Below are 25856 nucleotides of genomic sequence, written 5' to 3'. Positions count from 1 at the left end.
CTACCTATATTTTCATGTATGTATATATAAAAAATACATATGATAAATAACACAATATAAGGTAAAGGAATTGATTATTTATGAGATTAAACCTTCTATTAACAATTTTAATTTTATTTATATCTTTTACATTTTCTATTTTAGGCTTTAATAGAAATATATTACATGTTAATTATTTAAATAATGATTCTGTACATGTTGGTTCTTTTGATAATACTCCTCCTACTATAAAATCTATATCTCCTGGTAAATGTTCTGAATATATAGTGTCAAAACCTACTATAAAAATTAAATACTTTGATGAAAGTAAAATAGATAAATCTTCAATTAGATTACTCGTCAATTATGAAGATGTAACTAATAAAGCCACTATTTCAGATTCTAGTATAACTTATACACCAGATAAAAAATTTAAAAGAGGAAACCAAGTAGTAAGTCTTGAAATAAAAGATTTATCTCCAAATAAAAATAAGTCTAATATTGAGTGGTATTTTACAGTTGGAACACCCGTTTATAAGCATTATAGAGGACTTTTACATTCTCATACTAGTGCAAGCGATGGTCATGGTAGTTATAGTGATGCTTATTATTTAGCTCGTGATAAAGCTAATTTAGATTTTTTCTTCATAACGGAGCATTCTAATATGCTAGATAATAACTCAAATTGCGATATAAATAATGCTTCTAAAAGCAATAAATGGTCTGAACTTGTAAAAGTTAGTGATAAATTTACATGTGAAAAAAATTTTTTAGGTCTATATGGCTTTGAAATGACCTATCCTTATAATGTAGATAATCCTATAGGACATATTAACATATTTAATTCTAAGGGATTTATAACTGAAAAACATGGTGATATGATGAATTTAGATAATTTTTATAATTTTATATATAACCAAGAAAATTTAATAGGTCAATTTAATCATCCTGGTGAGAAATTTGGAAATTTCAATAATTTTGAGTATTCATCTAAAGGAGATGCTATTATCTCATTACTAGAAGTAAGGAATGGATATAATTCTGATGATAGTAAAAATATTAAATCTTATGATATGTATCAGTTAGCATTAGATAAAGGATGGCATGTCGCGCCTACATGCAATCAAGATAATCATAGAGTTAATTTTGGTATAGCAAATGAATTTAGAACAGTAGTATTATGTAGCGAACTTACTAAGGATTCTTTATACGACGCTTTAAAAAATATGAGGTTATATGCATCTGAAGATAAAAATTTAAAAGTAGATTACACTATAAATAATCTTCCTATGGGAAGCAAAATAACTAAATGTTCAAGGCTAAACTTTTATATAAGTGCTGTTGATAATGACAAAAATGATAAGATAAAAGAGATACAAGTTATAAGTAATAAAGGTAAAGTAGTAAAGAGTAAAAATTTCGATTCTAATATAGCTAGATTAGAATTTTCAATGAAGTCTAATAAAAATAGTTTTTATTATGTAAAAATTATTCAAGACAATGAAAAAACATCTGTAACATCACCTATTTGGATTAAGTAAATAACATATATAAAAATTTATCCAAAGATGTAAATAAGTCATTAAAATATATCCTTTTTATTTGTAAATACTATATTTGAATAAATTTTTATGGAGGTATTTATGAATAATCAATCTTTCAATACAAACTATAAAATAGCAAATGTATCTAAGGATGAAGAAAAAGCAATAAAAAAAATAGAGGAAGAATTAAAAAATATAACTAAAAAAGATTTTGTTATTATAGCTTGGGAAAAAGAACAATAGATATATAATACCTTATTATTTTAAATAATAAATCTATCTAAAAATTAATAAAGCTATAAATATATAATTTTATATACTTATAGCTTTATTATTCTTAATTAAGTTTTTGTTTTTAAATTTATATTTAGATTAACTTAATATAAAAAAAGTACCAGTAACAAGAAGTATTGCTCCTATGTATTTATAAAGATGTATACTTTCTTTTAAAAGAGTAGCATCTATAAAAAACCCTATTAGCATCTGAGATACCACTATAAGTGTTAATGTATTAGATACACCTAAACTTGGAACTGATTTTACTGTAAAATATATAATTAACCCACCAAGTATACCACCTATTAATAGTTTAGGATTTATACTATTTATATTAGCTAAATCCTTAAAATCTCCAGCTAATAATATACTTATCAAAAAAAATAATGCTCCTACTACTAAACTTATAAATGTAGCTATTAATGCAGTTGTATTTTTTCCAAGTTCTCCATTTACAAATGCTTCTATTGCTGTAGAAACTCCTGCTAATATAGCAAATAAAACCGCCCCTAAATTGCCCACTATATCCCTCCTTTAAATGTTCTCTATTTAATCTATGATATAGCTTGTCTATTAATGCTTACTTACAATTTATTTTTCACTATTTAATAAATATCTATTTTTTGTTATAATTACTTTAAATTTATATAAAATAATGTTAGAGGTGACAAGCTATGTTTCAAATGTTTAATATAAACTTTAGTAACATGTATAAAAAAGAAAACTCGGCTAAGTTTATGATTATAGGAGTATTACTGATAGGCTTTGGTGTTTTATCTTTTATAAATAAAGGAATCGGAATTAAACTACTTTCTTTTGCTTTTTCTTTATTACTTTTATTTTTTGCATACTTAAATTTAAAGAATATAAATGAACTTAGAAGATATGCTCCTAAAGAGGAAATTAAACCTTTTATTGGTATACAATGTATACTTTTGATTTCTGCCATATTATTGATAGTATTTCCTACTAAAATTCAAATTTTTATCTCCTCAATATTTGGAATATATATAATATATTCTCAAATAATAAACTTAATTAGAAATAAAAATAACCCTTACTATAGATTCGGTACTTTTAATTTAATTAAAGTCATATTTGGATTTATATTAATATTTTCACCATTTTTCTTATCTAGATTTATAGTTTCTATATTATCAGTAATATTGATACTTATAGGTTTTAGTATATTATCAGTAGGTAATAAATTAAAAAATATTGACATATTATAAAAATTTAATGTGATTATATTATAAATAAAGTTGATTAAATTTTATAATTAAAAAGAGGAGACATTCTCCTCTTTTTATCTATATACACTAGTATCTATATGTTTTTCATATACTTTTTTCCCTTTCTCATTATATCCATACAAATACGTATTAGCTACTTTTCCACTAGAATACCCTACAGCTTCATACTCTATTCCATCTAAAGCTTTTTCATTTGACCAAAATTCTATAGTTAATAAGTTATTACTTGTTTTAGTATTTATAACTATTGGATATTCTAAAGTATTTTTAAACTTATAATCTATACTCCCTGTAGCTAATGTAGCATCTAATCCTCTTGGCACATAGCTAACTGGCTTTGAATGGTTTCTTCTCTCTGTAGGTAGTATTCCAGACTTTAATTGAGTATTATATAACGTTGATGAAACTTGACATACACCACCACCAATTCCATCTTTTAAATCTCCATTTATTATTACAGGTGCATTTTTATATCCATTTTCTCTATCTATTTGTCCCAAAGCTTTTTCATATGAAAATTCTTCTCCTGGCATAAGTAATAAATCATCTATTTTTTTTGCTGCAACTTCTATATTATCTCCTCTTCCTCCACCTGATGCATATGAAGTTGAGTATGATGATATCTTATGATTAATATTCTTTAAACTATTTATTTTTATTGTAGGCAGTTCATTTATTTCTTTACAGTTTATAACCATGTCCTCTCTGTATATATTTTCATTATTAATGTTATATAAAATATTTTTTACAAGTCTATTTAAATCTAATCTTTTACCAGTTTTACCTTCTTTCAATGTTACAACTTCATTGTCTATAATTACTTTAGGTTCTAGTGGCTTTTTAGAATTTTCTTTATCTATAATATATCCACATCTTACTATCTTATCTTCATTTATATCTATGTTAAACTTATAATTTTTTTCTTTGTTTTTTATTATAGTCATAAATTTTTCTAATATATTTTTATTTTTATTTTCATTAACTATATCTTCATATAATTTATCTGTATTATAATTTGATACAATGTCATTCATACTAAGTACATATGTATTTTTTTTTATTTTTATTTTCACCTCTTTTTCATTTATTTCTTTTTTTAATACCTCTAACTTTTCTCTTAGTTCATTATAATTCATTCCAGATATGTCTTCTTGGTATATACTAACTCCTGGGTAAACTCTTTTGTCATACTTAGCTACAACTATATTTATGCACACACATAATGATATAACAAAAAAAACTATGATTATTATACATTGTTTTTTAGTTATACCATTTATTTTGCTTTTTATAGTATTTAAGCATTCTTTTATTATCTCTTTATATGATTTTTCTTCTTTATTACTACTCATTTTTGCCCCCCTAATACTTTGTTAATAAATATTATTAAAGAGATGTTATTTGTATTCTAAATTTTATGTAACAGTATTGTAATTCTTATTTTTAGACTAGTTATTCTAGTTTGTACATATACTTTTTTTATGGTAATATAGATAGATATAAATTATATTGATTAGAAAAGGTGATAAATTTGACGAAGTTTAAATATGCTTTTGATAACAAAAGATACCATACATGGAATTATTATCTTAGAAATACATTTGGCGAGAAAGTTTTCAAAGTTTCTATAAATGCAGGTTTTACTTGTCCTAATATAGATGGTAAGGTTTCTTATGGTGGATGTACTTATTGTAGTAAAGAAGGTTCTGGAGATTTCGCTGGAAATCCAAAGGATAATCTTATAAAACAGTTTAATGATATAAAAGAAATGATGCATAAAAAATGGCCATCAGCTAAATATATAGGATACTTCCAAGCATATACTAATACTTATGCTCCTTTAGAGGTTTTAAAAGAAAAATATGAAACAATATTAGAACTTGATGATGTCATAGGTCTTTCTATATCTACGAGACCTGATTGTCTTCCTGATGATGTTGTTGATTATTTAGATGAGTTAAATCAAAAGACTAATCTTTGGGTTGAGTTAGGGCTTCAAACTATTCATGATAAAACATCTAAACTTATAAATAGAGGTCATGATTATGAAGAATTTTTAAAAGGTGTTGAAAAGTTAAAAGCTAGAAATATAAAAGTTGTCGTTCATATAATAAATGGACTTCCTGGAGAAGATTATGATATGATGATGGAAACTGCTAAAGCAGTTGCAAATATGGGTGTTGATGGTATAAAAATACACCTTCTTCATGTAATAAAAGATACTCCTATGGAAAAAATGCTTCAAAATGGCATGCTTAATCTAATGGATAAAGATGAATATATAAAACTTGTATGTGATCAACTAGAAATACTTCCTGATACTATGATAGTTCATAGATTAACAGGTGACGGTAAAAGAGATGAACTTGTCGGGCCTTTATGGAGTTTAAAAAAATGGGAAGTACTAAATGATATAGATGCAGAGCTAAAAAGACGTGACTCTTATCAAGGTATTAAATTTAATAATAAATAAAATTGTAGATATTTATTTACTAAAAAAAGGATATGTAAACTTGCTAAAGCAAGTTTACATATCCTTTTTTAAATATTTTTGTTAAGCATTTTTATTATAAAAATTAACTAACATTTCCTCTCTTATTTCTTTCGCTTTTTCTTCATACCCTAATGCTTTAAGTAGTTCTAAAGAAAACTCAATAGCTGTTGCTGGTCCTCTACTAGTTATTATATTTTCATCTCTTACTACTATTTCTTCTACATAAGATACACTAGATTTATCCTTTATAAATCCTGGATAAGATGTACACTTTCTGTTTTTTAATACTTCAAATTCTTCTAATGTTTCTGGTGCTGCACATATTGCTGCTACTATTTTACCTGATTTATGTAACTTTTGTACAAAATCTTTAACTCTTTCGTCTTTTAAATTTGTAGCACCTGGTAAACCACCTGGAAGCACTATGGCATCATACTCATTAACATTTATATCATCTATACTACAATCTGATTTTAAAACTATATCATGAGTTCCTCTTACGTATTCTTTTTTTATTGAGCACATATCACATACAACATTTGCTCTTCTTAATACATCTACCACTGATATTGCCTCTATTTCTTCAAATCCATCTGCTAACATAACTAATACCTTTTTCATTATGTAATCCTCCTTCTTATTTGCAATTTATGTCATTTATTATTTTTATAGCTTCAGCTACACTATCTACAATATAGTTTGCATGTTCTTTTACGCTATCTCTAGAATTTTTCATTGCAAAGCTATATTTTACTCCACTTAACATATTTATGTCATTAGGAGAATCACCTATAGTAGATATTTCATCTTCTTTTATCCCTAAAGATTTACATATATACTCTATACCCTTTCTCTTAGATACGTTTTTAGGAGTAATATTTAACGTATTTTCTGATGAAAAATATATATCTAATACTTCATTAAACTCTGCTTTTAAGTCTATTTCTATTTTGCTTAGCTCTTCTATATTTTCTGATACTACACCTATATTTCCTATTAGATTATCAAAACTTTTTCTATGGATAAATTCTTTATCAAGGATATAATTATTAGTATACTTACTAAATACATTACATTCTTCGCATAGTATTACAGTTTGATTATACTTAAAATATAATTTTGCATCATTTGACTCAAATCTAGCTATAACTTTTCTAACTATCTCATCATCTATAGTACCCTTAAATACTAATGCTTTATCTTTATTATAAATATAAGATCCATTTTCGCATATATAGTAACCTTTTATTTCAATCTGATTATCTATAATATTTAATGCATGTGGAAATATTCTACCTGTTGCTATGTTAAATACTACATCTTCCTTCTGAACTTTATTTATCTCATAAATATCTCTATCATCTATATGTCCATTATATAAAGTTCCATCTAAATCACAAAATATATACTTTATCATATGTCCTCCTAAGATAGCTCTAATAATTTTAGTCTTAATTCATTGAGTATAGTTTTAGTAGCCCTTAACCTTATCATTTGTCTATCACCATTAAAAATTTGACCTATAGCATATGTTTTACCATTTATATATATACCCATATATACAAGTCCTACCGGTTTTTTTTCACTTCCTCCATCAGGACCTGCAATACCTGTTGTTGATATTCCGATATTAGTATTAAATTTACTTGCTATGCCATAAGCCATCTCTTTTGCTGTCTCTTCACTTACTGCTCCATATTTATCTAAAGTTTCTTTTTTAACACCTAACCTTTCTCTCTTAGCTTCATTTGAGTATGTAACACATCCTTCAACGAAAACTTTAGATATTCCTGGGTAATTTATAAGAGTTGAACTTACCATACCACCAGTACAAGATTCTGCTACTGATATGGTCATATTTTTATCTATTAACATATTAGCTATAACATCTTCTAAATTTATGTCTCCTACTGCATATATGCAATTTCCAAGCCTTTCTTTGATTTTATCTACAAAAGGTTCTATTAAACTACTTGCTTCATTTTTAGTTTTAGCTTTTGCTGTTATTCTAAGACTAACTTCTCCTTCTTTTACATATGGCGCTATTGTTGGATTATTTTGTTCTTTTATGATATCTATTAAATTTTTTTCTACCAAAGACTCTCCCATACCAAGTATTTTTATATTCTTTGACATTAATACACTTTTAGTTTTATCTTGTAGATATGGCTTAACAAATTCCTCAAACATAGGCTTCATTTCCTTAGGCGGTCCTGGAAGTATTATTATAATTTTATTATTATTTTTTAGTATTGCACCTGGTGCTGTACCATTTTTATTCTCTAGTACCATAGCATTTTCTGGGAAATAAGCTTGTTTTTTATTACTATCACTTATCTCTATATTCATCTTTTTAAAATATTTTTCTATATTTTGAAGTGATGGCTTATGAAGTACTGGTGTTTGATTAAAAAATTTACAAGCCACCTCTTTAGTTATATCATCGCTAGTTGGACCAAGTCCTCCTGTAGTTATAACAATATCACTTCTACCTAAACTTTCCTCAAATGATTTTAAAAGTCTTTCTTCATTGTCTCCTACACTACTTTGGTAGTATACATCTACTCCTATACTTGCTAATTCTTTTGCTAAATATTGAGAATTAGTATTTATTATATCCCCAAGAAGTATTTCTGTTCCTACTGTTATTATTTCAGCTTTCATCTTCATCACCCTGACCAGTTTTGTTTTATTAATACTATAATAATCCATTTTTTTTAAGTATTTCTAAAGAATTTATTAGTTCATTTGTATCAACTATTTCTAAAGATATACTTGAATTTTTTAAATTTTTGTTTATGTATTTTATAAGTTCTATTATATTTATATTACCACTTTCTATACTACTGTGGCTATCTTTTGACCCATAATTATTGTGTATATGAAAGTGCTTAATTCTATCTCCCAATCCTTCTAACCATTCATTAACACTTATATTAGAAAATACATTTACATGACCTATATCTAAGCATACTGAAAAATTTTTATGATTTACATTATCAACTAACTCTTTTATAAAAAGATAATCTTCTTCCATAGTGTTTTCGATATGTATGTCTATATTGTCATCTTTATCTGCTAAAAAATCATTCCAAAAGGTTATTGCATTATTAAGCCATTCTTCCTTAGTGTATGTATTTGGTGTATATCCATTATGATATACTATTTTTTTAGCACCTAGTTCTTTAGCTATACTATACCCTTCATTTAATCTTTTTTTAGTTACTTTTACTATATCTCTATCTCTGCTTCCTACAGATAAATCTGCATAAGGTCCATGTATTGATATATTAGTTTTTCCATATATATCTTTTATTTCATCTTTATATGTTTGTAAATACATGTCTTTATCATCAAGTATATAAGGACTTGCAAATTGAACAACTTCTAATCCCACATTGTATTTTTTAATAATTTTAAGTATCTTTTGTGTTTCGTCTAATTGTGATATATATATATCCATCGCTTATCCCCCATTTTCTATTTAAAATACCTTAGTATATTTAACACTTATAAGATATAATATAATTATGTTTTTCTCAAATTATATTATATGCATTTTAAGTTTCACTTCTTTATATAGATTATACTCTATTATTTTTACATGTAAAATTAATTTAGTTAATAACTATTTACCTCATCATGTAATTTATATAGATTATTTTTGGTTTTAATGTCTATATTTAATAGTTTATTAAACATGCATAAATATAATCTCTTATATAGATTTATTTAAATAAAAAATCTATTATCAAAATTAATATGAATTTAGGTGATTTTATGAATTTAATGACTTTAGAAAATATATGTAAAAGTTATTCGGAAAAAACATTGCTAGAAAATATATCCTTTGGTATTAATGAAGGAGAAAAAATAGGTATTATAGGTGTTAATGGTACTGGTAAATCTACATTACTCAAAATAATAGCAGGAGTTGAAGTTCCAGATAGTGGTACTGTTACTAAAGCTAATAGAGTTAGAGTTGAATATCTACCTCAAAATCCTGACTACAATGAAGAGTTCACTGTATTGCAGCAAGTATTTAAAGGTACATCTAGCGAAATGAAACTTTTATTAGAATATCAAGAAACTCTTGATAAACTTAATAAAGCTTACAATGAAGATATAAACAATAAGCTAATATCTCTACAAGAAAAAATAGATACGCTTGGTCTTTGGGATTTAGAAAGTGAAGCTAAGATGATTTTAACAAAACTTGGCATAACTAATTTTAGTCAAAAGGTAAAAGAGCTATCTGGTGGTCAAAGAAAAAGAATATCACTAGCTTCAGCACTTATAACTCCTTGTGATTTATTAATACTTGATGAACCTACTAACCACTTAGATAATGAAACTATCGATTATTTAGAAGAATATCTAAATTCTAGACGTGGGTCACTAGTAATGATAACTCACGATAGATATTTCTTAGATAGAGTTTCTAATAGAATAATTGAATTAGATAAAGGTAGATTATTTAGTTATGATGGTAACTACTCTTTATTCTTAGAAAAAAAGATGGAAAGACTTGCACTTGAAGCTAGTATGGAAGAAAAGCGTCAAAATTTAATGAGAAAGGAACTTGCATGGGTTAGACGTGGTGCTAAAGCTCGTACTACTAAGCAAAAAGCTAGACTTCAACGTTTTGACGACTTAGTTAATCAAGACATTATAAAACCAGATGAGCAAATGGATATATCTGTTGGTTCTACTAGACTTGGTAATAAAATAATAGAAATACACAATATATCTAAGTCTTTTGATGGTAAATGCCTTATAAATAACTTAGACTATACTCTAGCTCGTACTGATAGAATAGGTATTGTTGGTAAAAATGGTATGGGTAAATCAACATTAATTAATATATTAAATGGTAAATTAAGACCCGATAGCGGTCATATAGAAGTTGGTGAAACTGTTAAAATTGGATGTTTCTCACAAGATGACTCTCACATGCATCCTGATATGAGAGCTATAGATTATGTTAAAGAAGGAAGTGATTATATAGAAACTTCTGATGGAAGTAAAATATCAGCCTCTCAAATGTGTGAAAGATTTTTATTTAACTCAACACTTCAGTATAGTTTAATAAATAAATTATCTGGTGGAGAAAGACGTAGACTTCATCTACTTAGAACCCTAATGACTGCACCTAACGTACTATTATTAGACGAACCTACGAACGATTTAGATATAGAAACACTAAATAGACTAGAAGATTATTTAGATGAATTTAGAGGTGTTGTTATAACAGTATCTCATGATAGATACTTCTTAGATAGAATATGTAATAAAATATTTGCATATGAAGGTATGGGAAATATTCATATATATACTGGTAACTATAGTGATTATCAGGTTTATAAGGAAGTACAAGGTATAGAATTTGAAGATGAAAAAATTATAAAAGAAAACTCTACTCCTAAGAAAGAAAAACCTAAATCAGCCAAAAAACTTAAGTTCTCATATAACGAACAAAGAGAGTTCGAAACTATAGATTCTGATATAGAAAAATTAGAACAAAAAATCGAACAATTAGAAAGTGATTCTACTAAATATGCAACTGACTTTGTTAAACTTCAAGAAGTTCTTGATGAAAAAGCTAATCTTGAAAAAGAACTAGAATTTAAATATGAGAGATGGGAATATTTAAATAATCTAGCCGAAGAAATAGAAAATAGCAAAAACTAATTATTAATAAAAATTTTCTAAATATTTTAATTTTACGAAATAAAATTGTTGACATTTAAAATTATTTATTTTAAGATTATAGAAAATAAATAATATAAATTCAATGAAAAAGAGAGTACATTAAATGAATTTTATAGAGAGCCGAGGATGGTGGAAGCTTGGCATTGAAGTTTAATCGAAGAGAGCTTTGGAGAAGATTATCTGAAACTAAGTATGGTAATCGGGATATCTCACCTTACGAGACTTAAGTGAGTAATATATGCGCATATATTATTAATAAGAGTGGTAACGCGGAATTTTCGTCTCTTGGTCTTTTGACCAAGGGACTTTTTTAATATTTAAATTTAATTTAGGAGGTTTGATTTATGCAAGGAAATTTAGTAGGTTCTACATCGAAAAGTAGTTTTTTTAAATTTTTAATACCGTCATTATTTGGTTTATTATTATTTGTTATTCCACTACCTTATGGTAGTATGATTCCTTTAGAAGGATTATCTTCTATAAATATTGGGATAGGATTTATTGCTGAGCTTATAAAAATAGTTTTTGCTGATTATATGTTAAACATAGCCTTAGTTGTTATTATTACTTCTGCTATTTTATCTATATTGAGTAAATTTATAAATATAAAAAATGAGTTTTTAAATAGTGTTTTAAATGTCTCTCCATTTTGGCTATTATGTAGAATACTTGGTTCTATATTTATAACTATGACTTTATTTAATGTAGGTCCTAAAGTTATAATATCTGATGTTACTGGTCAAACAATAATAGGACTTTTACCAAGTCTTCTTGCAATATTTTTAGTATCAGGTTTCTTCTTACCTTTAGTGGTTGACTTTGGTCTTATGGATTTACTTGGAACTTTAATATCTAAATTTATGTATAAATTATTTAAAGTTCCTGGTCGTGCTGCTGTAGATGCTGTTTCTTCTTGGCTAGGAGATGGTACTTTAGGAGTTATGATTACTAGCACTCAGTATAAACAAGGTTATTACACTACTAAAGAAGCTGTTATAATATCTGTTTGTTTCTCTTTAGTGTCACTGCCATTTTCTACAGTTATAGCAGATCAACTTGGGCTTATGTCAATGTTTGTACCATTTTATGGAACAGTTTGTATTGCATCACTAGCTTGTGCACTTATAATGCCTCGTATATATCCATTAAATAAGTTTAGTGATTCTACTTATAACGGAGTGGCTCATTTAAAGGAAGAATTAGTTCCTAGTGGTAAAAATGTTTTTGAATTTGCTTTTGAAAAAGCTTTATATAGAGCAGAAAATGCACCTTCTTTTAATACTATTATAATACAAGGAATAAAAACTGTTATAGACATGTACTTAGGATTACTTCCTTTAGTTATGGCTTGGGGGACATTAGCACTTATAGCTGCAGAGTTTACACCAGTATTTAATATAATATCTTTACCTATAGTTTATGTCTTAAACTTATTACAAATACCTGATGCTCATATAGCAGCTCCTGCTGTATTAGTCGGATTTACAGATATGTTTTTACCATCTATTATGGTATCTGGAGATGGAGTTAGCCAAATAACTCAATTTATAATAGGTGCTTTATCTATAAGTCAATTAATATTTTTAACTGAAACTGGAGCTGTAATATTAAAATCAGATATACCATTAAACCTAAAAGATTTATTTATTATCTTCTTAATACGTACAGCTATAGCACTACCAATTATAACTTTAATAGCTAATCTATTATTCTAAATTAGTATCAATTTATATATAAAGTGCATAATATATATTAAGAGGAATGTATTTGACCTTTTAGCAGATAACTAATTCCTCTAAAGAGCTATCTTCAACTTTGAAGATAGCTCTTTTATGTCTTGACACCTGTATTATATATATGTAAAATAACTATAATTAGTTTATATATAAGGGGTGTATTATGGAAAATCTATTAAATGAATTAAAATCTATTAAAAACAATATTGATAACATTAAATCTAAAAATATTAATGATTTAAATCTAAATGAAACTGAGTTATTTATAGTTGACATGAATAATGGATTTGCAAAAGGTGGTTCCCTTTATTCACCTAGGATAAATGCTTTGATAAATCCTATTTATAATTTTACAAAATATTTATCTAATAAAGTGTCTAATATAACTGCCTTTACAGATTGTCATACTACTGATTCTATAGAACTTTTAAGTTATCCTCCTCACTGTATGGTAGATAGTTTTGAAAGTGATATAATAGATGAACTTAAGTCTATAGAAAACATCAAAGTTATTCCGAAAAACTCTACTAATGCCTTTTTCACATTAAAAGATATAAATTTTTCAAATACTAAAAATATAATAGTTGTAGGGGATTGTACAGATATATGTGTATATCAATTTGCAATAACGTTAAAGTCATACTTTAATCAAAATAATATAAGTAAAAATATTATAGTTCCTATTGATTTAGTAGATACATATGATAGCGAAGTTCATCCTGCAAATCTTCTAAACATAGTATTTTTAAATAGTATGCTACAAAATGGAATAGAAGTTGTAAAAACTATAAATTATTAATAAAAAAGTGTATGATTAAGTAAAATTAATCATACACTTTTTTTATTATGAGATGAAGCGAATTTTTTATTAATAGTCATACTCTGTACAATTTTCACAAAGTACTACTTTTATTTTATTATTAAATACATTTTTATATCCTAGTAAAAATTCATTTAACTCAGCATCAACTAAATTTATTTTCTTACTACTACATAATGTAACTTTTTCTTTATCTATTATAACTTCTATATCATTTGTATCATTTTTTATATAAGTAGTTACACAACCTTTAGTTTGTATTTTATTAGCATATTTTTCATAAAATGATGTTGTATTCTTTATAGAATTTATACTCTCTTCACTAATATTAGACATGTCTAAATTTGCTGGATCTATTCCAAAATTTTTAAGTTGATCTTCTACTTCTTGAGGATTCATACCATATCTTTCCATAAATTTTTTTTGTATATTCATAAACTTCTCATAAGATATATTATTATCCTTCATATAATCAAATATCTTCTTAGAAAATTCAGCCATTGTCATACTTCCATCCATTACTGAAAAATATAAATTATATATATACTGTTCAAACTTATCTACATCAGAATCTTTAGCCTTGTTTTTTAAATTGTTAAAATCTATCACTCTATCGTCAGACATATTTATCCTCCTTTAAAAATCTTTACTTGTATATGATTATAACATATTTATATAGTTTTAAATTATTATTTATATAATATATTTGACCAATTTCAATAAATAAAAACTCTCCATTTATTATTTAACTTATCATCATATACATCTTATGTTTATCTATATTAGAATTGGAATTTATTTCACTTAATTGTTTAATAATTTTACTTTATATGATATATTTTTATATGTAATGTGATTTATTGGAATATTTTTAACTTGGAGGTAAAATTATGGAAATAAAAAGATTTGAAACAACTGAAAGAATGAGTAAAGCTGTTGTTCACAATAATACTCTTTACTTATGTGGTCAAGTTCATGCTGAAGGTGATATAAAGGAGCAAACAGCTAAAGTATTAGAGAAAATAGAAGATTTATTAAACAAGTATGGTTCAGATAAAAATCATATGTTATCAGTTACTATATATATAAAAGATATGAAAGATTTTGCTGATATGAACTCTGTTTGGGATGCTTGGATTGAAGAAGGATTTGCTCCAGCTAGAGCATGTGTTGAAGCTAAGATGGCTAGAGAATGTCTTCTTGTTGAGATGAGTGTTGTAGCTGCTATAAAGGAGTAATATAACATAAATAAAAAAGATGGTTTAATACCATCTTTTTTATTCCTCTTCTTCTTCCCACTCCATAGCTCTTTTTACAGCTTTTTTCCAGGTTTTATATAATTTCTCCTTTTTGCATTTATCCATTTTAGGAGTAAACTCTTTATCAACTCCCCACTTAACCTTTATATCATTCTTACTTTTATAAAATCCTACCGAAAGTCCTGCCAGATAAGCAGCTCCTAGTGCTGTTGTTTCTATAACCTTTGGTCTATCTATATTTACATCTAATATATCTGATTGAAATTGCATTAAAAAATTATTGCTACTTGCTCCTCCATCTACCTTTAAAAACTTAAGATTTATATTTGAATCTTGTTCCATAGCATTTAATACATCTTTAGTTTGATATGCTATAGATTCTAAAGTAGCTCTTATTATATGTTCTTTTTTAGCTCCTCTACTTAAACCTACAATGGTTCCTCTAGCATACATATCCCAGTAAGGTGCTCCAAGACCTGTAAATGCCGGAACAACATATACTCCATTGGTATCATCAACCTTTGATGCATAACTTTCACTATCCTTAGCTTCTTTTATCATTCTTAATTCATCTCTAAGCCACTGAATAGAGGCACCTCCCATAAATATACTTCCCTCTAATGCATAAGTAATTTTATTGTCTATCCCCCAAGCTATAGTTGTTATTAAACCATTTCTAGATTTAACTATTTCTTCACCTATGTTCATAAGTAAAAAACAACCTGTACCATAAGTATTTTTTGCACTTCCCTTTTCAAAACATGTTTGTCCAAACAATGCAGCTTGTTGATCCCCTGCACATCCTGATATTGGAATTTCTGCACCTGCCATCATCATAGAATCAGTATGTCCATATACATAACTAGATGGATATACATTTGGGAGCATTGATTTTGGTATATCAAGCTCTTTTAATATATCTTCATCCCACTTTAGCTCTTTTATATTATACATCATAGTTCTCGATGCATTAGAGTAATCTGTAGCATGAACTTTTCCCCTAGTTAAATTCCATATAAGCCAAGTGTCAACAGTTCCAAATAGTAATTCACCATTATTTGCTTTTTTTCTCGCGCCTTCTACATTGTCTAATATCCATTTTACTTTAGTAGCTGAAAAATAAGCATCTATTAAAAGACCTGTTTTATCTTTTATTATTTCTTCTAATCCTTTGTCTTTTAATTCTTTACATATATCTGATGTTCTTCTACACTGCCAAACTATTGCATTATATATAGGTTTTCCTGTATTTTTATCCCATACTATAGTAGTTTCTCTTTGATTAGTTATTCCTATTGCAGCAATTTCTTCCGGTCTTATACCCTTAGTTTCTATTACTTCTCTCATTACCCCACTTTGAGTTCCCCATATTTCCATAGGATCATGTTCTACCCATCCAGATTGTTTATATATTTGAGTAAATTCTTTTTGCGATTTACTTACTATTTCTCCATTTTCATCAAACAATATAGCTCTTGAACTTGTTGTGCCTTGATCTAGAGATATTATATATTTCTTTTCCATATTAATCTCCTTACTTTATTAATGAATATATACATATATATTACCACAATAAACAAAATAGCTAAATTATATTATTAAAGAATGAGATTATGTTAATTTATACTACTATATATATTTATCAAGTTTTTATAACTCATTTATTTCCTTTTTTTTAATTATATGATAAAATAATTAATATATTTTGCTTTGCTTGAATATAAATTTTAATAACAAACTTGTACATAATATAAATGTAATGACCTTTAAGTTTCAAGCATGACATCGTTATTATATCTAATATTAATTAAATTAGGAGGATTAATATGGGCTTAAAAGACAAATTCGCAGAATCATTTGCTAGATCAAAAACAATGACTGGCCCTGAAAAAAGAGCTAATGAAATAATGGGCAAACTACTTATGAAAAAAGCTATAATTCCTATTGTTTTAATGGTTATCATTATGATAGTTGGTATGGTTGCTAAGATAAATGGTTGGGCTATACTTGCAGTTAACTTATTAGTTGCTCTTGGGACTTACTTCTACATAAAAAAAGCTGGGGAAAAATATCAAAACTTCAAGCCTTATGTTGGTAACTTAATCAGTCTAGAGAAAAAAGGTAAAAATGAGTACGTAGCTATAATAAAACAAGGTAAAATGCCAGTAAAATTAGAAATAAACTATGGTGGAGAAGACCTTGCTGGACTTAAGAAAAATCAATTAGTTCAAGTTAGTTACAATCCTGATGCTAAAATAGCTATAGTTGTAACTAAGTAATAAAAAAGTCTTCGTTAGAAGACTTTTTTATTTATTATAAATATATTTCTTATATATTTTAAGTGCTTTAGCTAATTGATCAGGGCAAGATGTTCCTCTATTCTTACATGGTATATCTTCAAGATTTTTTATTATATCATCAATATCTTTACCTTCAACTAGATGCTTTATTCCTATAGTATTTCCACTACATCCACCCTCGAAAACTACGTCTTTTAATATATTCCCTTCAATATCCATTAATATAGACTTTGAACATACACCTTTAGTATAATATCTATACATACTTATCCCACCTTAATATATTTTATAAATTAATTTCTTAATTAATATATATACTAATTAAACAATAAATATTTCATATATTTTTTTTATATAGATATAATAATGGTAGTATTTGATTAATTTGTATGCTTTAATTTATTTATAGATTGAATTTGAAAGGATGTGTTTATTATTTCAAAAGAATTTCTTGATAAATATTTTAAATTTTTATTCTTATTTTTTTGGCCTATAGTTTGGTACGACTATGTTTCTATTGCTGCTATGAGGATTGAAATATTTATGTTTCTATTATTTTTAACAGCATCTATAGTTTATATAATAATGATTCTAAAATCTATTAATAAAATAGAAGATATAGATGTATTATATAGAATAACTACAATCTTAGCATTTATACTATTTTTATGTAGCTATTTATTATTCTCTAAAAACAGAATATTACTTATTTTTAAACTAATATTTTTATTTATATACTTTTATGTTTCTTGCATAAAAAATTTTAAATACAATGAAAATGAAGGTGTCGTTGGAATGCTATCATCACTTTTACTTATAACTATTACTTTTTCATATTAATACATATTTAGTATAAAATTTGGAAATGTTAGACATATAAGTTTTTTTCTGATATCATTTAAATTGAAAGTAATATTAATTATAAACTTACATAAAGGAGTAACAATTATGGAAAGAAAAGTTTTAGCAACAATTGGAGAAAAAGAAATCACTAACTACGATGTTGAGAGTGCTCTACAAAGCTTAGAACCATATCAAGCTATGCACTTTAATAGTGAGCAAGGTAAAAAGCAATTATTAGATGATTTAGTTAACCAAGAATTATTCTATATGGAAGCTAAAGAAAATGAATTACATAACGATGAAGAGTTTAAAAAAGAATTACAAAGAGTTCAAGAAAATATGTTAAAGCAATATGCTATAAACAAAGTATTAACTAGTATATCTTTAACTGAAGAAGAAAAGAAGGCTTTCTTTGATGCTAATAAAGATAAATTCAATAAGCCAGAAACAGCTACTGCTAAGCACATATTAGTTGAAACTGAAGAACAAGCTAATGATTTATTAAATAAAATAAAAGCTAATGAAGTATCTTTTGAAGATGCAGCATCAGAACATTCTACTTGCCCTTCTAAAGAAGCTGGTGGAAACTTAGGATCATTCCCTAGAGGACAAATGGTTCCAGAATTTGAAGAAGCAGTATTCAATATGGAAAAAGGTGAAGTAGCAGGACCTGTTAAAACTCAATTTGGATACCACTTAATAAAATTAGAAGATTTAAATAAAGGTGGAGAATCTGAATATGAAGAAGTTAAAAATGAAATAGAAAGAACTTTAATGTATCAAAAGCAAACAGAAGTTTATTCTAAAAAATTAAATGACCTTAGATCTAAATATGGAAATATGATCAAGTTAAATGACTAAAAATAAGACCTAGTATATACTAGGTCTTATCTTATTCTTTTAATTTATTGTAACAATACTCTATAATGTCTTTTCTTTTTATTATACCAATAAAAATTTCTTGATCGTCTATAACAGGAACAAAGTTCTGATTCATAGATTTTGAAATTAAATCTTCTATATTAGCGTTAACATCAACAGGAGAATTGTCTTTTCTTCTATTTACTTCTTTGATAGGAATATCCTCTACTCCCTTTAAATCTAGCGAAAATTTATTTTTTAATGTCCACAATAAATCTCCTTCTGTTATAGTCCCAACATACTTCCCCTCATCATTAATTATGGGAATAGATGAATATCTATGATATTCCATCTTCTCTAGAGTTTGCCTCATAGTGTAGTTTTCATATATATATGCAACTTCACTCTTAGGTGTTAGAAAAAATAATATATTCACTATACTGCACCTCCAATAAGTAAACATTAATTAATTTATATACAAAAGTATTATATTCTTCTTTCTCTCAACTATAATTTTAACATATTTTTATATATATTTTAATTTAAAATATGTTAAAATTATTTTTTTTATTTAAATTATCTTTTATGGGTATATATTAAATAAAAATTATTTATGTTTTAAATTTGGAGGTATAACAATGAAATTTGATTATAATATAGAAGTTAATAGTTTTTTAAATAAAATATATGAACACAAGGTATATGAAATAGCATATGAAAATAATTTATACAATATAGATGCTAAAGTTTTAAAAGATAGATTTGATTTATTAAAAAACACAAAAATATATTTAGGAAGCGATATGCATGAATTTATAGTAAATTTAATTCCTAAAGATAAAGATGGATACTACTTTAGATGTGAAATAGCTAACTATCACAACTACTCTGTTCCTAGAATTTATGACTATAAAGGAGAGCCTATAAAAAATACTAATTACAATAGATATGGTGTACAACTTTGGGAATCTCATATGAATGAATTACTTATAGAAGATATTGAAAGTAAATTTAATCAAGCTGATTTTATTTATTTTATAGATAATAATTTATTAAGCATTGTTGATAAAATAAATGACTATATTAAATCTCGTAGAGATAAAGAAAAGATAGTTATAAAATTTGAAGATAAGAATGAAATATTAGATATAGTGAAATCCCTAATATTAAATGGAAGTCTTGATTTATCTTATGCTGAATTTTTAATTGATATGGACAAATTAAGAGATGAAATGATTAAGTTTAGTACTCCTTTTCATATGTACAATGAATTTGATAAATTAGAAGATGATACTCTTTATTGTTTAGATAATTTCTGTAAATACAATTCTTTAGATTTATTTGATGCTTTGATTAATGAAAAAGGATTTAAATTTATAAATGGAGTTGGACTTGTAAAAGAATAAGTTAATAGTGAAATTAAAAACGCCGCTTAATTGCGGCGGGTGTTTCACATACTACTAGACTTACTAATATATATATGAAATTAATTATAATTTAACTACGTTAGCAGCTTGAGGACCTTTAGCACCTTCAACTATTTCGAATTGAACGTTTTGTCCTTCTTCTAAAGACTTGTATCCATCAGCAGCTATAGCTGAGAAATGTACGAAAACATCTCCTTCACCTTCTACAGATATGAATCCAAATCCTTTTTCATTATTAAACCATTTAACTACACCAGTTTTCATTTAATAGATCCTCCTAAAAACACACAAAAATTATTTAGCTACAAATGTTTGCAACTTTATTATTACTTTAACATATATACATATCATTGTCAAATGTTATTAAGTTTATACACATCAACTTATAGATTCTAGTTTCTAGTAATGTACCTTAATTAAATGAAATCTTATAGCCTTATCACTCCACCCTAAATCCCATGGTACTAGTAATCTATCTGTATTGTGACAAGTTACTAAAGGATATCCTTTTGAGTCAAGTCCTGTTACAGTTGATACGTGAGTTATTCTGCCTCCTTTTTCATATGCCACAAAATCCCCAGGTCTTAAATTATAGGCTTCTTTATAAATATCTTCATAACTTCCTTTTGCTATTAAACTTCCTCTACCACTATATACTATATAATTTTTAAAAGCTTGTGCATTTACCCATGCCTTAGTTCCTGCACCATCTGCGTAATTCCATGTATCATTTTTTTTGAATCTCCCACTTTCAAACATTATTTGAGATGCAAAGTTTGCGCAGTCTCCACCTTCTGGATTATAATCTCTGTAATTTGAGTTGAATTTTAAACCATTTTCTTCATCAGCAGCTGCTCCACAATATTTATGTGCATATTCTATGGCTTTTATTTGCTCTTGCTTTAAATCTAATATTGTAGGCTTTTGCATACTTATATAATTTTTTATGTCTTCAGATTTTATATTATCTAAGTTTAAAGAATCAGCAAATGGATCTGTATACCATTCTTTAGTTATTATATATTGATCATCTATTATTTTGACATTTATATAATGATAAGTTCCTATTCTACACATATTTATAATATCTGGTTCTTTATCATATGAATACTTATACTCTGTTGAAACTGTACATATAATGCCGTATAAACCTTCTTCCTTTTCTTTTACTTTTTTGATTTTCACTTTTGCTTTTATATCATTAAACTTAACTCCTTGTTTACTAGACCAATTTTCTAGGTATTTCATCTTTTTTACTTCATGTTCCCATGCCCATAAACCAAACTTTTTATCTACCTCATATAATTCTTTTAGCCCTTCTTCATTTTTATCAAGTATTGCTTTATTTCTATGATCAAATAGTTCTTCAAGAAGAAGCTTGTATTTATTATTTTCGCCATCTTCTATTTTACTTACTTCGGTAGAGTTTGATTTTATTATTAATTCACCTTCTTTTATATATGAATATAATCCAATAGCTATCGTTAATGATAATGATATAATTATAATTTTAGCATACTTATTTTTAATATTAAGTTTTATCAATGTCAGACCTCCTAAAAGCAATTTATGTATTCTCTTGATTTATATTATTATATCCAAACATATTAAAAATAATTTTAATTTATTTAAAGCTTTTACTCTCTCAAATCTTTGTAATATATATTTAAATAAATTGTAACCATACATTTTATTTTTTGTAATTATATATTTGTTTTTGAATTTTTTAGTAGTAATATATTTATATAAATATTTTTATAGGGAGGTGCTATTTTGAAGAAAATAGCTGCTATTCATGATTTATCAGGTATAGGTAGATGTTCTTTAACTGCTGCAATACCTATATTATCTGCATTAAAAACTCAATGTTGTCCTTTTCCTACAGCAATTTTATCTAGTCAAACAGGCTATCCTAAATATAGTTTTTTAGATTTTACTGATCACATGAGAGAATACTCTAATGTTTGGTCTGAGCTTAATATTAATTTTGATTATATCTATAGTGGTTTTTTAGGTTCTAAAGACCAAGTAGATATAGTGATTGACTTTATAAAGAAAAATAATAATTCTTTTGTAATAGTGGATCCTGTAATGGGAGACAATGGAAATATGTATTCTATATTTGATAACGATATGTGTAAAAAAATTAAAAATTTAGTAAAGATATCTAATCTTACGACTCCAAATATAACTGAAGCATGTCTATTAACCAATAGAAGTATTTCTGATATTGGTGATTTGACTAAAAAAGATATTATTAATATGGCCAAAGAAATTTCTGAATTAGGCCCTGAAAATGTAATTATAACTGGAGTAGTTCAGGATGGTTATATACTAAATATTGGATATGATAAAATCAGTGATAATTGTTTTATTACTTCATTTGAATATAATAATTTATCTTATAGTGGCACTGGTGATATATTCACATCTATTATATGTGGCTTAATAGCAAATGGTCATGATTTAGAATTTGCTATTAACAAATCTAGTTATTTTGTTCATAAAGTAGTAAACTATACATCCAAATTTGACACTGATAGAAATGATGGTATTATGTTTGAATACTTTTTAAATGAATTAACTCGCTTATAATGTAAATTATATTCCTTTTAAATATGTAGTATATATTACCTTCTTAAATTATAAAATGTAATATAGTATTTTTTATAAATGGAGGTATATATGGATATAAATAAAAAAGCACTTGAACTTGCTAATTCAATTAAATCTAGTGATGAATTTAAACTTATGAAGAAATCTAAATCCCAACTTGATAAAAATAAAAATTTAAAAAGACAACTTGATAATTATATAGATAAAAAAAATAAGCTTTACTCTAATAATAGAATAGAAGATGCATCAAGTAAATTAGCAGAACTTAACAAAGAATATCAAGAATTTTTTAATTTACCTCTAGTTTCTAGCTATATGAAATCTACTAGAGATTTTAATAATCTCATGGAAAAAGTATATAAGTCTATAGAAAAAGAATTATTAAAATAAGTATAATTTTCTTTAAGAATAAATAAAGAATGCCTGCAGGCATTCTTTATTTATTCTTAGTATTTTAATATCTTGGCCATCCCATATTTTTCATCATATTTTTCATATTCATATAATAGTGCATCCACATATCATTTGCGTCTTGACAATGATTAGAGCAAGCATTCATATAAGGCATTCCGACCATTGGATATTCATCTGCCATATCCCCTATATAGTGCATATTACACATATCATACATAGGGCTTACATAAGTTGCACAATCACAATCCATATACACATCTTCTTTGCAATGTGGCTTACAATATTCTGGCTTTAGACCTATATCACAATACTTCTCTTTATTTTTTTTGTAATGTGATTTGCTTTCTTTAGTATCGCATGTACAATATTTTTTGTGATCACAATCTATATATTTTTTCATATCCATTTCACACTTATCTAACTTGCTACTACATTTTTTTATCATTTCTTCACATTTTTTAGATTTATGTCCATATTCTTTTATTTTATCTTCTGCAGATTTGTAACATTCTAATGCTTTTTCATCAAATTTTAAAGCTTTAGCATATAAACACTTAGCTTTTTCACTGAATTCCTGTGCTCTGTCTCTTAAATCATTTGCTTTTTCACACTTACATCTAGCTTCATTCTCTATTTCTTCAGCTTCTTTATGCAAGCATTTAGCCTTTTCACAAAGTTCTCTAGCTTTTTCCATTAATTCTTTGGCTTTACATTCTGCTGCTCTAGATTCATTCTCGTTGCATTGTGCTTTTTCTCTTAAATCATTAGCTTTTGCTGCTAATACATTTGATGATTTTTCACACTCTCTAGCTTTTTCCATTAACTCCTTAGCTTTACATTCACAGCGTGATGCTTCATCAAATAAATCTTCTGCTTTTTGTGCTAGTTCTAAGCACTTATCTACACATGTAATCTCAAAATGCTCATCACATTTGCAATCGTCCATAAAATCACATTTACTCTCATGATCACAATCTATATATTTTTTTGAAGGTTTTTTGCAACAAACATTTGATTTGTGTGAGTTACATGGTTTACATGATTTTACTTTGTCATTGCATACATTGAAATTGTCACACTTAGGTTGACATCCACACCCTTGGCTTTTCTTTTTCTTCATAATACGTCAAAACCCCTTTTGCTGTAATATTCAACTCGCATAATAAACTTATGCTGTCTAATATAATTATATGAAAATCTTAAAATCTGGTTACTAGTTCTTTTAATAATATTATTAAAGTAAATAATCCTAAAATCATAAATATTTTTAAAATATTAGTTTTAGATTATATTTTTTTATCATTTACACATCCTATTTATATATTAAATTTTAATTAATTTTTAATATTATAAATTATATCTTGATGGGAGTGACACCATGGATAAAGATAATCAATTATTAAAAGGTATTTTAATAGGTTCTGCTACATTAGCTGCTTTGAGTGTAATTAGTCCTTCAATTAGAAAAATAACAACTTCAACAGTTAAAGCAACTTGCAAGCAACAAATGAAGCTTCTCGCTGGTATAGGTGTATTATCTATAGCTAACTATATATCAAATCTTGATGATGATATATATACAATAGATGATATCTAATTTATATGATAATTGTTTTTACTTATATTTCTTTGAAATACATATAGAAATTATAAGTAAATTAAAAACAAAATAATCATAAAAACATAAAAAAGTCAGTATTAGAAATACTTCTAATACTGACTTTTAATCTAATGATATTAACTTACCATCATAATATAATTGTACCTTTTTTATCCAATCGCCTTTATAATCTTCTTGAATTATATTTTTTACAATTGTATTTATTGTGTACTCTTTTGTTGTTTCATTTAGATAATCTTTCTTCCAAGATACTCTACTCTCTGAATCAGTCTTTGGTTCTATCAATTCAATCCTTGCAGTACTATTCTTAATAAAAACAGTAACTTTCATTGGTAAACTATTAAAGCACTCTTTAGATAATACATTTATAATACTTTCTATCTTTTCTTGAAGTGTACTATCTTTTTTAACTTCTATATACTTAACCTCTTTAGGATCATCTTTAAGTATATGTATAGGTATGTTAATGCTATCTGAATTTTGCTTAATTTTATCCGATTCCTTTAGTGTTGCTTCACTTTGAGATATTTCACTTTCTACTGCAGAAGATGGTTTAACTTCTACTTTATTATCATCATTTACGCTTTTATCACTACATCCTATAACTAAAAATGAAGTAAAAGCTGTTATAAAACTTAATGCTAATTTATTCATAAGTATACCTCTTCTTTTTATATTTATAAATATTATAACATAGTATA

29 protein-coding genes and 1 other annotated feature are annotated in these 25856 nt (G+C 26.1%); of the genes, 15 read left to right on the top strand and 14 right to left on the bottom strand.

Features of this window, described 5'->3' with window-relative positions:
* Nucleotides 1-80: 80 nt before the first annotated feature.
* On the top strand, nt 81-1520 hold the full coding sequence (locus I1959_RS05935) for a CehA/McbA family metallohydrolase (RefSeq protein WP_195237414.1): 1440 nt from the start codon (nt 81-83) through the stop codon (nt 1518-1520).
* 102 nt (nt 1521-1622) lie between these two features.
* Nucleotides 1623-1766 carry a hypothetical protein gene (locus I1959_RS05930; protein ID WP_195237411.1) on the top strand — a complete coding sequence of 48 codons (144 nt, stop codon included), beginning with the start codon at nt 1623-1625 and terminating at the stop codon, nt 1764-1766.
* A 129-nt stretch (nt 1767-1895) separates the two neighbouring features.
* On the opposite strand, the gene I1959_RS05925 is transcribed toward I1959_RS05930, so the two are convergent.
* Nucleotides 1896-2321, bottom strand: coding sequence for a DMT family transporter (locus tag I1959_RS05925; protein ID WP_195237410.1), 426 nt, complete (start codon nt 2319-2321; stop codon nt 1896-1898).
* A gap of 152 nt (nt 2322-2473) precedes the next feature.
* On the opposite strand from I1959_RS05925, the gene I1959_RS05920 reads away from it, so the two are divergent.
* Nucleotides 2474-3031 carry a DUF308 domain-containing protein gene (locus tag I1959_RS05920; protein ID WP_195237409.1) on the top strand — a complete coding sequence of 186 codons (558 nt, stop codon included), beginning with the start codon at nt 2474-2476 and terminating at the stop codon, nt 3029-3031.
* 74 nt (nt 3032-3105) lie between these two features.
* On the opposite strand, the gene I1959_RS05915 is transcribed toward I1959_RS05920, so the two are convergent.
* Complete coding sequence (locus tag I1959_RS05915) at nt 3106-4404, bottom strand: VanW family protein (protein WP_195237407.1); 1299 nt, start codon at nt 4402-4404, stop codon at nt 3106-3108.
* A gap of 179 nt (nt 4405-4583) precedes the next feature.
* Between I1959_RS05915 and I1959_RS05910 the strand changes: the two genes are divergently transcribed.
* The gene (locus I1959_RS05910; protein WP_092924880.1) at nt 4584-5525 is read left to right on the top strand and encodes a TIGR01212 family radical SAM protein; all 942 of its coding nucleotides are present in this window, start codon (nt 4584-4586) and stop codon (nt 5523-5525) included.
* Between the two features lie 81 nt (nt 5526-5606).
* On the opposite strand, the gene I1959_RS05905 is transcribed toward I1959_RS05910, so the two are convergent.
* From I1959_RS05905 to I1959_RS05890, 4 genes are read right to left on the bottom strand one after another with little or no spacing between them, the layout of a single operon-like run.
* Nucleotides 5607-6167, bottom strand: coding sequence for a DJ-1 family glyoxalase III (locus tag I1959_RS05905; RefSeq protein ID WP_092924879.1), 561 nt, complete (start codon nt 6165-6167; stop codon nt 5607-5609).
* A 16-nt stretch (nt 6168-6183) separates the two neighbouring features.
* Nucleotides 6184-6963, bottom strand: a complete 780-nt coding sequence (locus I1959_RS05900) for an HAD family hydrolase (protein WP_195237402.1) — start codon at nt 6961-6963, stop codon at nt 6184-6186.
* Nucleotides 6964-6971: 8 nt separating this feature from the next.
* Nucleotides 6972-8210: a competence/damage-inducible protein A gene (locus I1959_RS05895; RefSeq protein ID WP_166505747.1), complete on the bottom strand. Its 1239-nt coding sequence runs from the start codon at nt 8208-8210 to the stop codon at nt 6972-6974.
* 34 nt (nt 8211-8244) lie between these two features.
* Complete coding sequence (locus tag I1959_RS05890) at nt 8245-9009, bottom strand: sugar phosphate isomerase/epimerase family protein (protein WP_195237401.1); 765 nt, start codon at nt 9007-9009, stop codon at nt 8245-8247.
* Between the two features lie 317 nt (nt 9010-9326).
* On the opposite strand from I1959_RS05890, the gene I1959_RS05885 reads away from it, so the two are divergent.
* The 3 genes from I1959_RS05885 to I1959_RS05875 all read left to right on the top strand — a co-directional run bounded on the left by I1959_RS05885 (nt 9327) and on the right by I1959_RS05875 (nt 13793).
* On the top strand, nt 9327-11237 hold the full coding sequence (locus I1959_RS05885; RefSeq protein ID WP_195237400.1) for an ABC-F family ATP-binding cassette domain-containing protein: 1911 nt from the start codon (nt 9327-9329) through the stop codon (nt 11235-11237).
* A gap of 94 nt (nt 11238-11331) precedes the next feature.
* Nucleotides 11332-11547, top strand: a binding site (T-box leader).
* 55 nt (nt 11548-11602) lie between these two features.
* Nucleotides 11603-12973, top strand: coding sequence for a YjiH family protein (locus tag I1959_RS05880; RefSeq protein ID WP_243239999.1), 1371 nt, complete (start codon nt 11603-11605; stop codon nt 12971-12973).
* A gap of 184 nt (nt 12974-13157) precedes the next feature.
* A complete protein-coding gene (locus I1959_RS05875) occupies nt 13158-13793 on the top strand; it encodes an isochorismatase family cysteine hydrolase (RefSeq protein ID WP_195237399.1) in 636 nt (211 codons plus the stop codon).
* A 69-nt stretch (nt 13794-13862) separates the two neighbouring features.
* On the opposite strand, the gene I1959_RS05870 is transcribed toward I1959_RS05875, so the two are convergent.
* Nucleotides 13863-14438, bottom strand: coding sequence for a DUF3867 domain-containing protein (locus I1959_RS05870; protein WP_092924868.1), 576 nt, complete (start codon nt 14436-14438; stop codon nt 13863-13865).
* A gap of 266 nt (nt 14439-14704) precedes the next feature.
* Here I1959_RS05870 and I1959_RS05865 point away from each other — a divergent pair, with 266 nt between their 5' ends.
* Nucleotides 14705-15052 carry a RidA family protein gene (locus tag I1959_RS05865; RefSeq protein WP_092924866.1) on the top strand — a complete coding sequence of 116 codons (348 nt, stop codon included), beginning with the start codon at nt 14705-14707 and terminating at the stop codon, nt 15050-15052.
* A 39-nt stretch (nt 15053-15091) separates the two neighbouring features.
* Here I1959_RS05865 and glpK read toward each other — a convergent pair whose 3' ends face one another.
* On the bottom strand, nt 15092-16597 hold the full coding sequence (gene glpK, locus I1959_RS05860) for a glycerol kinase GlpK (protein ID WP_092924864.1): 1506 nt from the start codon (nt 16595-16597) through the stop codon (nt 15092-15094).
* Between the two features lie 302 nt (nt 16598-16899).
* On the opposite strand from glpK, the gene I1959_RS05855 reads away from it, so the two are divergent.
* On the top strand, nt 16900-17352 hold the full coding sequence (locus I1959_RS05855) for a hypothetical protein (protein ID WP_092924862.1): 453 nt from the start codon (nt 16900-16902) through the stop codon (nt 17350-17352).
* A gap of 27 nt (nt 17353-17379) precedes the next feature.
* On the opposite strand, the gene I1959_RS05850 is transcribed toward I1959_RS05855, so the two are convergent.
* On the bottom strand, nt 17380-17637 hold the full coding sequence (locus I1959_RS05850; RefSeq protein ID WP_195237398.1) for a TIGR03905 family TSCPD domain-containing protein: 258 nt from the start codon (nt 17635-17637) through the stop codon (nt 17380-17382).
* A gap of 279 nt (nt 17638-17916) precedes the next feature.
* Here I1959_RS05850 and I1959_RS05845 point away from each other — a divergent pair, with 279 nt between their 5' ends.
* Both I1959_RS05845 and I1959_RS05840 read left to right on the top strand, forming a co-directional pair.
* Complete coding sequence (locus I1959_RS05845; protein WP_092924858.1) at nt 17917-18213, top strand: hypothetical protein; 297 nt, start codon at nt 17917-17919, stop codon at nt 18211-18213.
* Nucleotides 18214-18321: 108 nt separating this feature from the next.
* Entirely contained in the window at nt 18322-19077 is a 756-nt protein-coding gene (locus I1959_RS05840; RefSeq protein ID WP_092924856.1) for a peptidylprolyl isomerase, read from the top strand.
* A 31-nt stretch (nt 19078-19108) separates the two neighbouring features.
* Here the strand turns inward: I1959_RS05840 and I1959_RS05835 are convergent, their stop codons facing one another.
* Nucleotides 19109-19513 carry a CBS domain-containing protein gene (locus I1959_RS05835; RefSeq protein ID WP_092924854.1) on the bottom strand — a complete coding sequence of 135 codons (405 nt, stop codon included), beginning with the start codon at nt 19511-19513 and terminating at the stop codon, nt 19109-19111.
* Nucleotides 19514-19715: 202 nt separating this feature from the next.
* On the opposite strand from I1959_RS05835, the gene I1959_RS05830 reads away from it, so the two are divergent.
* Nucleotides 19716-20483 (top strand): hypothetical protein, encoded by a 768-nt coding sequence (locus tag I1959_RS05830; RefSeq protein WP_092924852.1) that lies wholly within the window; start codon nt 19716-19718, stop codon nt 20481-20483.
* A gap of 84 nt (nt 20484-20567) precedes the next feature.
* Here I1959_RS05830 and I1959_RS05825 read toward each other — a convergent pair whose 3' ends face one another.
* Together I1959_RS05825 and I1959_RS05820 are read right to left on the bottom strand one after the other, a co-directional pair.
* Nucleotides 20568-20768, bottom strand: coding sequence for a cold-shock protein (locus I1959_RS05825; RefSeq protein WP_092924850.1), 201 nt, complete (start codon nt 20766-20768; stop codon nt 20568-20570).
* A 135-nt stretch (nt 20769-20903) separates the two neighbouring features.
* The gene (locus I1959_RS05820; RefSeq protein ID WP_092924848.1) at nt 20904-22049 is read right to left on the bottom strand and encodes an amidase domain-containing protein; all 1146 of its coding nucleotides are present in this window, start codon (nt 22047-22049) and stop codon (nt 20904-20906) included.
* Between the two features lie 228 nt (nt 22050-22277).
* Here I1959_RS05820 and I1959_RS05815 point away from each other — a divergent pair, with 228 nt between their 5' ends.
* On the top strand, nt 22278-23099 hold the full coding sequence (locus I1959_RS05815; RefSeq protein WP_207733536.1) for a pyridoxamine kinase: 822 nt from the start codon (nt 22278-22280) through the stop codon (nt 23097-23099).
* 90 nt (nt 23100-23189) lie between these two features.
* The gene (locus I1959_RS05810) at nt 23190-23510 is read left to right on the top strand and encodes a YlbF family regulator (protein WP_195237397.1); all 321 of its coding nucleotides are present in this window, start codon (nt 23190-23192) and stop codon (nt 23508-23510) included.
* A 64-nt stretch (nt 23511-23574) separates the two neighbouring features.
* On the opposite strand, the gene I1959_RS05805 is transcribed toward I1959_RS05810, so the two are convergent.
* Nucleotides 23575-24654 carry a hypothetical protein gene (locus I1959_RS05805; RefSeq protein WP_195237396.1) on the bottom strand — a complete coding sequence of 360 codons (1080 nt, stop codon included), beginning with the start codon at nt 24652-24654 and terminating at the stop codon, nt 23575-23577.
* A gap of 258 nt (nt 24655-24912) precedes the next feature.
* On the opposite strand from I1959_RS05805, the gene I1959_RS05800 reads away from it, so the two are divergent.
* A complete protein-coding gene (locus tag I1959_RS05800; RefSeq protein ID WP_195237394.1) occupies nt 24913-25131 on the top strand; it encodes a hypothetical protein in 219 nt (72 codons plus the stop codon).
* A gap of 126 nt (nt 25132-25257) precedes the next feature.
* Here I1959_RS05800 and I1959_RS05795 read toward each other — a convergent pair whose 3' ends face one another.
* On the bottom strand, nt 25258-25809 hold the full coding sequence (locus I1959_RS05795; RefSeq protein ID WP_195237392.1) for a hypothetical protein: 552 nt from the start codon (nt 25807-25809) through the stop codon (nt 25258-25260).
* Nucleotides 25810-25856: the final 47 nt, after the last annotated feature.

The organism is Romboutsia sp. 1001285H_161024_C4 (assembly GCF_015550185.1).
Taxonomy (GTDB): Bacteria; Bacillota; Clostridia; order Peptostreptococcales; family Peptostreptococcaceae; genus Romboutsia_C; species Romboutsia_C hominis.
The sequence above is the reverse complement of the archived record's forward strand: the minus strand, read 5'-3'. Positions and strand labels throughout refer to the sequence as shown.